11 protein-coding genes and 1 pseudogene are annotated in these 13,341 nt (G+C 52.9%); 4 read left to right on the forward strand and 8 right to left on the reverse strand.

What is annotated here, in order from left to right:
* Positions 1-156 precede the first annotated feature (156 nt).
* The 3 genes and pseudogenes from CX650_RS20080 to fabR all read right to left on the reverse strand — a co-directional run bounded on the left by CX650_RS20080 (position 157) and on the right by fabR (position 1,696).
* Positions 157-495, reverse strand: coding sequence for a hypothetical protein (locus tag CX650_RS20080; protein WP_157823034.1), 339 nt, complete (start codon positions 493-495; stop codon positions 157-159).
* Positions 496-819: 324 nt separating this feature from the next.
* Positions 820-933 (reverse strand): annotated as a pseudogene (locus CX650_RS14635) (IS5/IS1182 family transposase); the annotation flags it as partial.
* Positions 934-1,081: 148 nt separating this feature from the next.
* Complete coding sequence (gene fabR / locus CX650_RS14640) at positions 1,082-1,696, reverse strand: HTH-type transcriptional repressor FabR (protein WP_025010659.1); 615 nt, start codon at positions 1,694-1,696, stop codon at positions 1,082-1,084.
* 143 nt (positions 1,697-1,839) lie between these two features.
* Between fabR and CX650_RS14645 the strand changes: the two genes are divergently transcribed.
* The 3 genes from CX650_RS14645 to mnmH all read left to right on the forward strand — a co-directional run bounded on the left by CX650_RS14645 (position 1,840) and on the right by mnmH (position 5,234).
* Positions 1,840-2,946, forward strand: a complete 1,107-nt coding sequence (locus CX650_RS14645) for an acyl-CoA desaturase (protein ID WP_101096224.1) — start codon at positions 1,840-1,842, stop codon at positions 2,944-2,946.
* 132 nt (positions 2,947-3,078) lie between these two features.
* Complete coding sequence (gene selD / locus CX650_RS14650; RefSeq protein WP_101096225.1) at positions 3,079-4,122, forward strand: selenide, water dikinase SelD; 1,044 nt, start codon at positions 3,079-3,081, stop codon at positions 4,120-4,122.
* On the forward strand, positions 4,119-5,234 hold the full coding sequence (gene mnmH / locus CX650_RS14655; RefSeq protein ID WP_101096226.1) for a tRNA 2-selenouridine(34) synthase MnmH: 1,116 nt from the start codon (positions 4,119-4,121) through the stop codon (positions 5,232-5,234). Before selD ends, mnmH begins: the two co-directional genes overlap by 4 nt.
* 86 nt (positions 5,235-5,320) lie before the next feature.
* Here the strand turns inward: mnmH and CX650_RS14660 are convergent, their stop codons facing one another.
* From CX650_RS14660 to CX650_RS14680, 5 genes are all read right to left on the reverse strand, one after another.
* Positions 5,321-7,192 (reverse strand): MFS transporter, encoded by a 1,872-nt coding sequence (locus tag CX650_RS14660; RefSeq protein WP_101096227.1) that lies wholly within the window; start codon positions 7,190-7,192, stop codon positions 5,321-5,323.
* Positions 7,183-7,797, reverse strand: coding sequence for a TetR/AcrR family transcriptional regulator (locus CX650_RS14665; RefSeq protein WP_157823035.1), 615 nt, complete (start codon positions 7,795-7,797; stop codon positions 7,183-7,185). The genes CX650_RS14660 and CX650_RS14665 overlap by 10 nt, the downstream gene beginning before the upstream one ends.
* Positions 7,798-8,045: 248 nt before the next feature.
* Complete coding sequence (gene gorA, locus CX650_RS14670; RefSeq protein ID WP_045283799.1) at positions 8,046-9,401, reverse strand: glutathione-disulfide reductase; 1,356 nt, start codon at positions 9,399-9,401, stop codon at positions 8,046-8,048.
* A 128-nt stretch (positions 9,402-9,529) separates the two neighbouring features.
* Positions 9,530-10,066: a hypothetical protein gene (locus CX650_RS14675; RefSeq protein ID WP_071475702.1), complete on the reverse strand. Its 537-nt coding sequence runs from the start codon at positions 10,064-10,066 to the stop codon at positions 9,530-9,532.
* Between the two features lie 80 nt (positions 10,067-10,146).
* On the reverse strand, positions 10,147-10,854 hold the full coding sequence (locus CX650_RS14680; RefSeq protein WP_101096229.1) for a hypothetical protein: 708 nt from the start codon (positions 10,852-10,854) through the stop codon (positions 10,147-10,149).
* 362 nt (positions 10,855-11,216) lie between these two features.
* Between CX650_RS14680 and prlC the strand changes: the two genes are divergently transcribed.
* On the forward strand, positions 11,217-13,256 hold the full coding sequence (gene prlC / locus CX650_RS14685; protein ID WP_101096230.1) for an oligopeptidase A: 2,040 nt from the start codon (positions 11,217-11,219) through the stop codon (positions 13,254-13,256).
* Positions 13,257-13,341 lie beyond the last annotated feature (85 nt).

A 13,341-nucleotide genomic window follows, 5' to 3' on the forward strand; every position in this document is an offset into this window, starting at 1 on the left:
CGTGCGTTAAAAATGAGTAAAAACAAGTATCCCATTAAGCCTAAGAAAAATGCCGTTCACACTAAGTGAACGGCATTAGCCAAATGGCTGCCTTTACTATCAATTTATCAATAAAGGAGAATACTGAAATAAACTTAAGAACAGTAAGATTAAAAATCAACCTAATGTCATAATCAAAGAGGCTCGCCAACGACGATAATGATATGGCAAAATAGGTTGAGGTAAAACCCAACGAGACTCACTGTCACTCTTGTAAAGTGGAATATCTTGGCTTCTTAAGAAGCTCTCCAAGCGAAAAGGGTGTAAACGACAAAAAATAATGTCACAACCTGCCAACTGCTCAACGTGTAACTCATCTTTTGATATGCAAAGTCCAGTATCCATCAGCCAGTAGAGTGTCTGATGATAAATTTCATATTTATGTTGTTTCAGAAAAGCTATCCCCCAACCTGGTTCAGCTGTTAATGCCAACTCTCGGTAAGTTCTGAAATCCATTGACAGCCTCCCAAAGATAGTTTAGGCAGACTATAAAGGCTTGCTTCAATAATATCGTTAAGAAAAATCCCTATTAATGTAAGAAAATTCTGACATTGAAGTTCTGTCAAATCTCATTACTGGTCACCTAACCAGGTAACTCTCTTTCATGGCATTGCTGGCTAAAGCAGACTAAACATATTTTCCACTGCAATTTATGTATTAGCCTCTGGAATATTCTGCCTCCGGTATAGATAGATGCCATATGTATGCTGGAAATCTTTATTCCTTCAGCTTCAAAAATGGAGGCCATAGTTATAAATGTTTTTAGTCAACAACGCCCGTGCAATGCCAAGTGTTAATCGCAGCTTCGTCCAAACAGAAGGTGACTGAGCCACGGTTGACTAATGCCTGATTGTATTGCTTCCAATTAGTGATATTGCGTTCTGACTTACCCATGAAACTGACCGAAGACCTGTTATGCAAGATCAGATCATGGAAAGCGAAAAAGGTTCCGCTTATTTAGGCAACAACGCCGGTCTGAATGCAAGGCGTGGTTCGCAACAAATGGCCCTAGTCCTTTACCAGAAAAATTTACATCATCAACTTAGCGGCTATCACGCTTTTGCTGCAACGCTTCGGCGCCCGTTGCCACCATTCGCAGTTGAGTCACCAGTCGGTCGGCCAGAATCTTGCGATCGGCACGTTTCATATCCAGGGCGGCGGCGCCGGCATTAAACACCAGAGTCACCAATGCCTCAGCCTGTGCCCTGGCCAACTCCGGGCTGCGTCCGGCGGTGTCCTCGGTGTAGTGCGCCAGTTCCGAGATAAAGTGTTCAATCTCCCGCGCCACGGCCGCGCGAAAGGCGGCCGAGGTGCCTGAGCGTTCATGCAGCAGGATCCTGAATACGTTAGGGTTGGATTCCAGTACTTCCATAAAGGTGTCGACCGAGATGCGGATAACACTGCCGCCGGCCTCGGCGCGCTGACGTCCCTTACGCATCATCTGTCTCAGCGTCAAGCCACCTTCATCGACCATGGTCAGCCCCAGTTCATTCATATCCTTGAAATGACGGTAAAAAGAGGTTGGCGCTATATTGGCTTCCCTGGCCACTTCCCTAAGACTCAGGCTGGAAAAACTGCGCTCGGCACTCAGTTGATTGAATGCTGCATCCACCAAGGCGCGGCGGGTTTTCTCTTTCTGCTGTGCTCTGATACCCATCTTTATTCCATTCACTGGATCTGTTGCGCAAATAATACAGGCTTTACTCAATAATCACATCCTCGACTGGTGTCACTGTGATTGTGCTCCAACAGCAACTTAGCGTACACTTGTTAGCTTAAAGCGTTTTGGAAGTCATCATAATGAAAAAACCTCCCCTCATCTGGACCAACCTGATCCTCTTCCTGCTGACGTTTGCCGGTGCCTGTATTCTGGTGCCTTGGCGAGGCATCAGCCATGGCTTTGAGCTCAGCGAGTGGCTCACCTTCGTACTGTTGGCCTTCGCCAGTGGTTTGTCTATCACCGCCGGTTACCATAGGCTGTGGTCACATAAGGCTTATAAGGCTCACCCTGCCGTGCGTTTCCTGTTCGCCCTGGGTGGTGCGCTGGCTTTGCAGAACAGTGCCTTACATTGGGCTTCGGATCATCGTATCCATCACAAGCATGTGGATGACAATGACAAGGATCCCTATTCAGCGAACATGGGTTTCTGGTATAGCCATATTGGTTGGATGCTCAGGGAATATCAGGCACAACGTTATCACGACTATAACAACGTCAGAGACCTGCAAAACGATACCATAGTCATGTGGCAGCATAAGCATTATCTGCTGCTGGCGCTATTGATGAATGTGGGCCTCCCCGCTCTGCTTGGCTGGTTGAACGGCGATATCCTGTCAATGTTGCTGCTGGCTGGTCTGCTGCGCTTGGTGGTAGTGCATCACTGCACCTTTTTTATCAACTCGTTGGCGCATATCTGGGGTAAGCAACCCTATACTGACCGCAACAGCGCCCGAGACAACGGCATGCTGGCACTGTTTACTTATGGTGAGGGTTACCATAACTTCCACCATATCTTTGAAAACGATTACCGCAATGGTATTCACTGGTGGCATTACGACCCCACCAAGTGGTTGATCCGTTTCCTGTCCTGGTTTGGCCTGACCAAAGACCTGCGCAAGATCCCTCAGGAGCGCATCGAAGCCGCCAAACTGCAGATGCAACTCAAGCGCGCCCAGCATAAGGTGGCCCATCTGCCCAATTGCGAGGAGATCCTGGAAAAGCTGCAGGCAGAATACGAGGAATTGAAGAGCCACTTACAGGCCTACTTCGAAGCCAAGAAGGCGCTGCTTGAAGCACGCAAGCAGCAATTGGCCGATAAGCATCTGCTGTCTCAGGTGACGGAAATGCGCTTACGTTTTCGCGCCCAACGAAAACAATGGCGCCAACTGCAAGCCAGCATAGCCTAAAACCTTGTCGTAGCCACCCAAGGCCTGGCGATCGGCTTAACAGAATTTACCTGAGTTGTGAAACGGTCGGCTTGTACTGCGGCCGTTTCTGTTTATGATCAGGGGTTATTTCAATCACTCAGGGACCCGGCTATGTCAGATCAGTCAGTAAAACTCACGGAATACAGTCACGGTGCAGGTTGCGGTTGCAAGATTTCTCCCAAAGTCCTCAGCACCATTTTGGCCTCTCAATTGCCGGACTTTAAAGATCCCCGCCTGTTGGTCGGCAACCAGAGCAGGGATGATGCGGCCGTGTATCAGTTGGATGATCACACGGGCATTATCAGCACCACAGACTTCTTTATGCCGATAGTCGATGACCCTTTCACTTTCGGCCGTATCGCAGCCACCAATGCCATCAGTGATATCTATGCCATGGGCGGTAAGCCTATTATGGCAATTGCCATTCTGGGCTGGCCGGTGAACAAGCTGTCACCCGAAATTGCCCAGCAGGTAGTGGATGGCGGACGCCAAGCCTGCATGGATGCCGGGATCATGCTGGCCGGTGGCCATAGCATAGACGCACCCGAGCCTATTTTCGGCCTGGCAGTAACCGGCACAGTGGCGCTGGAGCACCTCAAGCAGAACGATACCGCCAAGGCGGGTGACAAGCTCTATCTCACCAAACCTTTGGGAATTGGCATACTGACTACGGCACAAAAGCAGAAGAAGCTGGCACCGCAGGACGTCAATATCGCCCCCGAAGCCATGTGCCAACTCAATAAAATAGGTGCCGAAGTCGCCAAGATAAGCGCGGTTCACGCCATGACAGACGTGACGGGCTTTGGTCTGGCGGGCCACCTGCTGGAAATGTGTCAGGGCTCCAACCTCAAGGCCAGCATAGATACAGCCAAACTGCCGTTGCTGGAAAAAGCCTCCGAGTATCTGGCTATGGGTTGTATCCCGGGCGGCACCCACAGAAACTTTGACAGCTACGGTGAGCACCTTCCCGAAGTTTCCGAGCAACAAAAGGCCTTACTGTGCGATCCGCAAACCAGCGGTGGCTTACTTATCGCTGTCGGCGCCGAGGGTGAGGCAGAACTGCAGCAACTGCTGACCAGCCAAGGGCTGGAGCTACACTGCATAGGTGCGCTCGACTGCCGCGACGACAGTCAGCAGTGGGTGGAGCTTATATGAGTCGACAGATAATCGCGCCTGCAGAATACCGGGAGATCTTCCTATCCGATCGTCCCCTGGTCGATCTGCGGGCGCCGGTTGAGTTTGCCAAGGGTGCCTTTCCTGCCAGCACCAACCTGCCATTGATGAACGACAGCGAAAGGCAGAAGGTGGGCACCTGTTATAAAGAGCATGGGCAGGCCGCCGCCATAGAGCTCGGTCATTCGCTGGTCAAAGGCAAGATCAAGGCCGCGCGTATTCAAGCCTGGCTGGATTTCTTCAGCGCCCACCCAGATGCCAACCTCTACTGTTTTCGGGGTGGCCTACGCTCTCAACTGACCCAGCAATGGATCCGTGAGGCCGGTCTTGAAGTGCCCTATATTCAGGGCGGCTACAAGGCGATGCGCCAATACCTTATCGATACCATAGATAACACCCCGCAGCAGCAACAGCTGTTGATCCTCAGCGGCATTACCGGCTCAGGCAAGACAGAGTTTATTCTCAGCCGCAGCGAGTCTGTGGATCTGGAAGGGACAGCCAATCACAGAGGATCGAGCTTTGGTAAAAATGTTACTCCGCAGCCCAGTCAGATCAATTTTGAAAACAGCTTGGCTCGGGAGCTGTTGAAGCATCAAGAGAGGCAAGAGTCCTGCCTGCTGTTGGAAGACGAAAGCTTCCTGATTGGCCGCCGCGCCATACCCAAAGTCTTTTTCAGTGCCATGCAGCAGGCGCAGGTTTTAGTGTTGGAAGAGCCGCTGGAGGCCCGACTCCCCCGTCTTCTGGATGAGTACGTGCACAAGATGCAGCGAGGTTTTGAACAGCATTACGGCGCAGAAGAAGGCATGACGACGTTCGGCGCCTATCTGCGTCAGAGTGTCGAGGGCATACGCAAGCGTATGGGGCACCAACAAACTGAGCAACTGCTGGAGCTGGTCGACTCAAGCTTGCAGACACAGCAGCAACGCAACACTACAGAACAACACCTGGAGTGGATCTCACTGCTACTGGAGAAGTATTACGACCCCATGTATCAGTACCAGCTGGAGAAAAAGGCCGAGCGGATCATCTTCCGCGGAGACCGTCAGGCCATTCATCAGTGGCTGGATGAGAGGCGGGCAAACCGCCAGCAATGAGTGTAACGGCGGGCCATCAAGCTTAATTGGCTCTTGCGCAAACAAAATGAGCCCGGCTGCGACCGGGCTCTTTCGTTGACATGACCTTAGCTGCCGGGTTTGGCCAACAGATCGGCTACCCGCTGCTGCAACGAGTGACGGCTCTCTTCTGCGCCGGGTACCTGAGCTGCGATATTGACCTTAAGCCTGGACCAGAAACGTCTTGGCCGGGTCGTCAGGGCATGGCCATCTTTGTGGCTGAAATAAGATCCCCACAAACCTTTGAGCGCCATTGGCACCACAGGTACAGGATCCTTTGCCAGTATCTGTTCGATACCGGGCCGGAACTCATGCAACTCACCGTCGGGAGACAACCTTCCCTCAGGAAAAATACACACCAACTCTTCATTGGCCAGCGCCTGGTGGATACGCTCGAAGGCCCGGGTATAGGTATCAATGCACTTTTTCGGTGAACAGATAGGGATCACCCCGGCGTGGCGAAACAGATACTTGAGCAAGGGCATTTCACTTATGCTCTTATCCATCACAAAGCGCACCGGGCGAGTGGATGCTCCCAGCAGCACCAAGGCATCGACGTAACTGACATGGTTACACACCAGCACGGCAGCCCCCTGCTTGGGAATGTTTTCCCGGCCTTCAACCTTAAGACGATACAAGAGATGGCTCAGCAGATAACTGATAAACCTCAGCGTAAATTCAGGCACCCGGCTATAGACATACAACGCTACCACGGCGTTGAATACCGCCAGCAGAGTAAATAGCTGAGGGATCGACAAACCCACCAGCTCCAGCAATATTATCGACAATATCGCCGAACACACCATAAACAGGGCATTGATGATATTGTTGGCGGCTATGGCTTGGGCACATTCACCCGGGGCCGAACGCGACTGAATAAAGGCATACAGAGGCACAATAAACAGGCCGCCACTGACCCCCACCATAAACAGTGCCAACATCAGCCTGAAGTGTTCACTGCGGCCGACAAACTCGCTTATGTCGTAGAGATATCCCGCCGGCAGTTGGCTGTAGTCAGGAATGGCCCACAGCAGATCCAGACCAAAAAAGGTTAACCCGGCCACCCCGAAAGGCAGCAACCCCAGCTCTACATGACCAAAGGAGAAGCGCTCACAAACAAAGGAGCCGACCGCAATACCTATGGAAAACAGCGCCAGCAGCAGCGACACCACAGTGGCGTCCGAGTGCAGCGAGCCTCTGGCAAAATTGGGGAACTGGGTCAGATAGGTGGCACCCAAAAACCAGAACCAGCTAATCGCCAGAATCGCCATCCAGATTGACGGCGTTTGCCGTACCCGCTTGATACTGGCCAGAGTGCCGGACAGGGGCGCAAAGCGTACCTTGTCTATCGGCAGCGGCGCCGGCAGTGATGGAATCGCCCGGCTGGAGAGGAAACCGGCCAAGGCCAGCACAGATACGGTTATCGCCGCCCACATCAGGCCGTTGTCACTGGTTACCAGCAGCCCGGCACTCAAGGTGCCTATCAAAATAGACAGAAAGGTGCCCATCTCTACCCAGGCGTTACCGGTGACCAACTCATCTTCTCTAAGCGCCTGCGGCAGCAGCGAGTATTTTACCGGGCCAAAGTACGCCGATTGGGTGCCGGTAAGAAACAGCAGCAGCAACATCAACAGATAGCTTTGCGCCATAATCGCCGCGGCGGCGCAGGACATGATGATAAGCTCCAGCAGCTTTAACCTGCGGATCATCAGCGCCTTGTCCATATTGTCGGCCACCATCCCCGCATGGGCGGAAAACAGAAAGAAAGGCAGGATGAAGATCCCCGCCGCCAGATTAACAAACAGATCGACACTCATCGGCAGGTTATCGACCTGGCTGTAGGTCACCAGCAGCAGCAACACATTCTTGTAGATGTTGTCGTTGAGTGCCCCCAGACATTGAGTGGCGAAATAGGGTAAAAATCGTTTACTCAGGAACATGTTCCCTCCTCCAGTTGCATCGCCGTCCACCACAAGTCCACCTGAAATGTCAGTAACTGCAACCACGAAGCCTGACTGAAGAGCTTATCGTCCAGCGCCAGGCCAGTCAGCCCATGGATACTGCTCCAGAAGCTGCGACTGGCGAGCGCCAGCTTGGATGAGGGCAAGTTTGGCAACAAGTCACCGAGTTGCTGTTCGAGCAAGCCTATCAGCTCGGCAATCAGCTGTTGTTGCGATTCTGGCAGAGGTTCTTCCGGCCCCAGATGCAAGGCAAACACCAAACGAAATGCCTGGGGTTGGCTATGGGCAAACTCGGCATAAGCCTTGGCCAATGCCAACAGCTTCAGCTCGCCGGTTGCGAATGTTTGTTCGCACACCAATTGCATTTGCTCAAGCAGACGCTCCAAGACCCTGGCGGATACGCTCAGGAGCAGATAGTTGTAGCTACCAAAGAGGTTAATTAAGGTACTGGGGGCATAGCCCACTTGGGAGGCGATCCGTCTAAGACTCAGGCTGGTATATTCCTCCTGATTCAACAACTGCTCGACGGCATCCAGTGCCATGAGGCGGATCTCTTGATGACTGTGTTCCTTGCGTCTTGCCATAGTGTCCATTCCTGAAAAGAGATGGCAGCAGACTAACAGCCTTTAAAATAAAAAACAATGTTCACAATGTGACATTTTTTAATCAGAATTACGGGAGGCAATTGATATCTTCTAAGGTAATCATTACCTAAAAGTACACCAAATAATATGACTTCAGCTTACTGCCTCTAGTTCTAATAGGGTCAAAACGACAATAGGCCAGAAGCACAGCTTCTGGCCTATTTTACCTGTGATATGCATCCACTTGATTAACGCATAGTAACAAACTCTTCTGCGCCTGTTGGATGGATAGCGACTACGGCATCAAAGTCAGCCTTGGTGGCGCCCATCTTGATGGCAACACCAAAGCCTTGAAGGATTTCATCCATGCCAAAGCCGATACCATGGATCCCGACAACTTTTTCATCGGCGCCGGCACAAACCAGCTTCATCTTACAGGCTTGACGGTGCGCAGTAACCGCTGTGTACATGGAGGTAAAGGATGAAGTGTAGACTTTCACCTGATCCTCACCGAAACGTTCTTTGGCCTCAGGCTCTGTCAGCCCCATGGTGCCAATTGGCGGGTGGCTGAAGACCACTGTCGGGATGCAGTCATAGTCCATCTTGGCATCCGGCAAGGCGCCAAAGAGACGCTCTGACAGCAAGCGACCCGCCTTGACGGCAACCGGTGTCAGCTCTACTCCGCCAGCCATGATGTCACCGACACAGTAAACCCCTTTGGCGCTGGTGTTTTGCTGGGCATCGGTTATCACATATCCCTTGGGATCCAACTGCACATCGGTATTTTCAAGGCCGATATTGCCTGTGGCCGGTGCCCGACCTATGGCCCAGATCAGGCAGTCCACTGTGTACTCTTCAGCGTTTTCCAGCACCAGAGTCAGGCTGCCATCGGCATTTTTACGCACTTCCTTGGGAATGCTCTGGGTATGCAGCGAAGGCCCTTCGCTGGCCATGGACTCCATCAGTGTTTCATAGAGCATGGGGTCGAAGTTACGCAGCGGCGCATGTTTGCGTACAAACAGATGGGTTTCACTGCCCAGGGCATGCAATACACCGGCAATTTCCACCGCGATATAACCGGCACCCACTACGGCTACCCGCTTGGGCTGTTCACGCAGGGCAAAGAAACCGTCCGAGTCTATGCCATATTCGGCCCCGGGAATGTCGGGAATGCTGGGCGCGCCACCGGTCGCTATCAAAATATGCTCGGCACTGTAGTGCTCGCCGTCAACCTCAATAGTGTGGTTATCAACAAAGCGGCCATAGCCGTTAACCACAGTGACCTTGTTGTTGGCCAGACCGCGTTCATAGGAGCCATGGATCCGTTCGATATAGGCTTCACGACTGGCCACCAGCGTGTTCCAGTCAAACTGGTTGACGCTGACATCAAAACCGTAATCTTTGGCATAGAGATGCATGGCTTCGGCCACTTGGGCGCCATACCACATGACCTTCTTGGGCACACAGCCGACGTTGACGCAGGTACCACCCAGGTGTTTGGCTTCAATCAGCAAGACCTTGGCGCCACGCATAGCGGCTCTGTTGGCTGACGCAATACCACCGCTGCCCGCACCCAGGCAGATATAGTCAAAATGTTGTGCCATGTTTATCTCCGTAGATTGATACTGACTCACTCGCCCAACAGGGCGACCTCCCGTCTGGCGGGATACTTGTGAGCCATTGTAGGGGGATTCAGATCAAGTGACCAGACCAGAGTCTGCCGGTAAAAATTTCAGTGGTACAAGCTGCAGCGGGAATAATCCTGGGTCTCTGGCCCTGAGCCTGAGCACTTGAGGCAACGAAACTGCTGTTGATGCTCGCCGAGTTCAGCCTGCAAATATCTGGCAGTGTGGGAATCTTTCTGCCTGAGGCGCCGCTCCAGCTCTGTCATTCGCTTATCCAACCAGCGACAACTGGGATCATCGGCGATTTGGCGGCGAGGCTTGGATGGCTTCTTTTTTCGGGATTTGGTTGGTTTACTGTCGCGCGAGGCCTTGGGCAGGGGCGCAGACTCATATTCAAGTGCGGCTTCAAACTGCTGTGGAATGGCAATAGGATTGCCCTCGCTGTCGAGCACCCACCCCAGAGGGAGCGAACCAGGCTCTTTGCCCGGGTCGCTGAGTTGCTTATCTATTGAGGGCTCTGAACCCGACACTGGATTCAGGTCTGGATTCAGGTCTGAGCTTGATTCGGCCTGGGATTCAACCAATGGGGCGACTCCCAACCAAAGGAGCAGGCAGCAAAGCCCGCCGATTCTGTAGGTTAACATTCCCTGTCCCTCCGCATCGCTCCGTCGACGCTGTTTGTCTTCACATCAGAGTCTAGAAGCTGCGGTGAATGTTAGCCAATTTAAAACTGCCACTCTAGATGCAAGCCGACATAAGACTTAGCCAGATCGCCATGCCAACCCTCCTCTTGCGCCTGCTGCTTGATATCGTCCTGCGCTATGCTGTGGCTCAAATGCAAGGAAGCCACCAAAGAAGGGGTTAATGAGTAGCATGCCTCTACACCAAACTGCAGATGATTGGGGCCATCATGAGTCTGACTGGCATAGCCAAAGTCGAATCCCTGGGTCACATAAGGGGTCAGAGTCAATTGCTCGTTCACTTGCCAGTGGCTGTGCAGGCTCAACTCCACAAAATAACCCGATGCTTCAGTAGCATAGGTATAGTTAATCGATGGCGTCAGCCAACTCAGCCCCTGATAGGCGAGATAGGCGTACACCTCATTGTCATGGCCGCGCTCATCACCGTAAAACTCCAACCGCTGCATGCCGACTCCTGCTTCCACTGATTCGAGTGGGTTAAAACAGTATTCCACCCCGGCATTGAGCTCGGCGTAGTTAACACTGTCGGCTCGGCCAAACAACACAAAGGCCCCCAGGCCATCACGGCTATGGTGAATGCCACTCCAGGCAATCCCTCCCGCAGACAAGTTGTCACGCCCTTCGGAAACATAATGGCTGTCCCACCCCAGTATGAGTTGGGTTTCGGCGGCCTCATCGGCCAATAATGGATTACAGCACAGGAGTGTCAGCAGCGAGAGCAAATAGCGCATAAAACGTACCAAACTTACAAAGTAAAGCCATTCTATTGCATCAACCAAACATGTAAATGATAATGAATCGCGTTTTAGATCCAGTTATCATTTATAGTATTTTTGTGCATTGACGGTAGGCTCTCTTCCTCGGTAGCAGTGACTCGTGACTCACGGGTATTTCTTTGCCGAGTTTGATGGCTATGTTTCACTGCTATGTTCACATCTATGCCACTGCTATGGCACCAATCGCTTTTATCACCTTGATAAATCAAAGCGGAACCCTTATCTATTAGCCACGCCCCTGAATATTCGCCGCCATGGCGGCAAGACCAGGCACCCAATGCAGGCCCTATGGCCCACGCCCAAAGAGAGGACAGACAATGACCAATCCGCTGCTGACAGCACAGGAGCTGCCACCCTTTTCCAGTATCAAGGCCGAGCACATTCAACCGGCGGTCGAACAGGCCATAGCCAAATGCCGCGATAAGATAGAAGCCGTGCTGGCCGCAGGAGGCCCCTTCACTTGGGAGAACCTGGTGGCCCCCCTGGAGCAGGTGGACGATGAGCTGAGCCAGATCTGGTCGCCTATTTCCCATATGAATTCAGTACTCAGCAATGAAGAATGGCGCGCTGCCCACGATGCCTGTCTGCCATTGTTGTCTGAGTACAGCACCTTTGTCGGACAACATCAGGGCCTGTATCAGGCCTATAAAGAGCTCAAGGCCTCGGCGGAATTTGCCCAGCTCAGCCAGGCGCAACAGACTGTGATAGAACATAGCCTGAGAGACTTCGAACTGTCGGGAATAGGCCTCAATGATGAACAAAAAGCCCGCTATGGAGAGATTGTAAAGCGCCTGTCCGAACTCAGCAGCACCTATTCCAACCAACTGCTGGATGCCACACATGCGTGGAGCAAGCTGGTTACCGATGAAGCCGAATTGGCCGGTCTGCCAGAGTCTGCCATTGCCGCCGCCAAGGCGATGGCCGAGGCCAAAGAGCTGCAAGGTTGGCTGTTCACCCTGGATTTTCCATCCTATCTGCCGGTCATGACCTACAGCGACAACCGCAGTCTGCGTGAAGAGTGTTACCGCGCCTTTGTGACCCGCGCTTCGGATCAAGGCCCCAATGCCGGTGAGTTCGACAATGGCCCGCTGATGGACGAGATCCTGAGCCTGCGCCATGAGTTGGCACAGTTACTGGGCTTTGATACCTATGCCGATAAGTCCCTGGCCACCAAGATGGCGCAATCGCCCGAGCAGGTTATCGCCTTCCTCAATGAGCTGGCGCTGCGCTCCAAGTCTCAGGCCAAGGCCGAGTTGGCCGAACTCAAGGAGTTTGCCAAGGAGCATTATGGTGTAACCGAGTTGGCGGCCTGGGATCTGGGTTACTACGGCGAAAAACTCAAGCAGCACAAGTATGAGATATCTCAGGAAGAGCTACGTCCCTTCTTCCCCGAAGACAAGGTGCTCAGCGGCCTGTTCTACACCATCAAGCGCTTGTTCGGCATGGATGTCAAAGAGCAGCAGGATTTCGACAAGTGGCATAAAGATGTGCGCTTTTTCCACATCCTGGATGCCGAGGGCGAACACAGAGGCAGCTTTTATCTGGACCTCTATGCCCGTGAAGGCAAGCGGGGCGGCGCCTGGATGAATGATTGCCGAACCCGGCGGATGACGGCCACTGGCCTGCAAAAGCCGGTAGCCTACCTCACCTGTAACTTCAATCGCCCTGTGGGTGACAAGCCGGCGCTGTTTACCCATGACGAAGTCACTACCCTGTTCCACGAATTTGGTCATGGTATTCACCATATGCTGACCCGCATCGATGTCGGTGGGGTTTCCGGTATCAACGGCGTACCTTGGGATGCCGTGGAGCTGCCAAGCCAGTTTATGGAGAACTGGTGCTGGGCCGAAGAGGCGCTGGCGGAGATCTCCGGCCATTATCAGACCGGGGAGCCGCTGCCCAAGGCGATGCTGGACAAGATGCTGGCCGCCAAGAACTTCCAGTCCGGCATGATGATGCTGCGGCAACTGGAGTTCTCTCTATTCGACTTCCGCCTGCATCAGGAGTTTGATCCGGCCAAGGGCGCCCATATTCAACAGATGTTGGATGAGGTTCGACGCCAGGTGGCAGTGGTCACACCGCCTGAGTTCAACCGCTTCCAGAACGGTTTCGCCCATATCTTTGCCGGAGGTTATGCCGCCGGCTACTACAGCTACAAGTGGGCCGAGGTGTTGTCTGCCGATGCCTTCTCCCGCTTCGAGGAGGAAGGTATTTTCAACGAGAGCACAGGACGCGACTTCCTGCATAACATACTTGAGATGGGCGGCAGTGAAGAGCCTATGGTGCTATTTACCCGCTTCCGTGGCCGCGAGCCCAGCATAGACGCACTGCTGCGTCACTCGGGGATCCAAGCCTGAGACTGAAGCAATTGATTAGGCGCCTTAGGGCGCCTTTTTTGTGAGCCAGTTCTCGCTTGCCGTCTGGTATGACCTTTGGTAGCCT

This window comes from Shewanella indica, assembly GCF_002836975.1.
GTDB lineage: Bacteria > Pseudomonadota > Gammaproteobacteria > Enterobacterales > Shewanellaceae > Shewanella > Shewanella indica.

What these genes read in the sequence shown, in the direction of transcription:
- CX650_RS20080 (WP_157823034.1), bottom strand. Translation starts at nt 495, where the DNA reads ATGGATTTCAGAACTTACCGAGAGTTGGCATTAACAGCTGAACCAGGT.
- fabR (WP_025010659.1), bottom strand. Translation starts at nt 1,696, where the DNA reads ATGGGTATCAGAGCACAGCAGAAAGAGAAAACCCGCCGCGCCTTGGTG.
- CX650_RS14645 (WP_101096224.1), top strand. Translation starts at nt 1,840, where the DNA reads ATGAAAAAACCTCCCCTCATCTGGACCAACCTGATCCTCTTCCTGCTG.
- selD (WP_101096225.1), top strand. Translation starts at nt 3,079, where the DNA reads ATGTCAGATCAGTCAGTAAAACTCACGGAATACAGTCACGGTGCAGGT.
- mnmH (WP_101096226.1), top strand. Translation starts at nt 4,119, where the DNA reads ATGAGTCGACAGATAATCGCGCCTGCAGAATACCGGGAGATCTTCCTA.
- CX650_RS14660 (WP_101096227.1), bottom strand. Translation starts at nt 7,192, where the DNA reads ATGTTCCTGAGTAAACGATTTTTACCCTATTTCGCCACTCAATGTCTG.
- CX650_RS14665 (WP_157823035.1), bottom strand. Translation starts at nt 7,797, where the DNA reads ATGGCAAGACGCAAGGAACACAGTCATCAAGAGATCCGCCTCATGGCA.
- gorA (WP_045283799.1), bottom strand. Translation starts at nt 9,401, where the DNA reads ATGGCACAACATTTTGACTATATCTGCCTGGGTGCGGGCAGCGGTGGT.
- CX650_RS14675 (WP_071475702.1), bottom strand. Translation starts at nt 10,066, where the DNA reads ATGTTAACCTACAGAATCGGCGGGCTTTGCTGCCTGCTCCTTTGGTTG.
- CX650_RS14680 (WP_101096229.1), bottom strand. Translation starts at nt 10,854, where the DNA reads ATGCGCTATTTGCTCTCGCTGCTGACACTCCTGTGCTGTAATCCATTA.
- prlC (WP_101096230.1), top strand. Translation starts at nt 11,217, where the DNA reads ATGACCAATCCGCTGCTGACAGCACAGGAGCTGCCACCCTTTTCCAGT.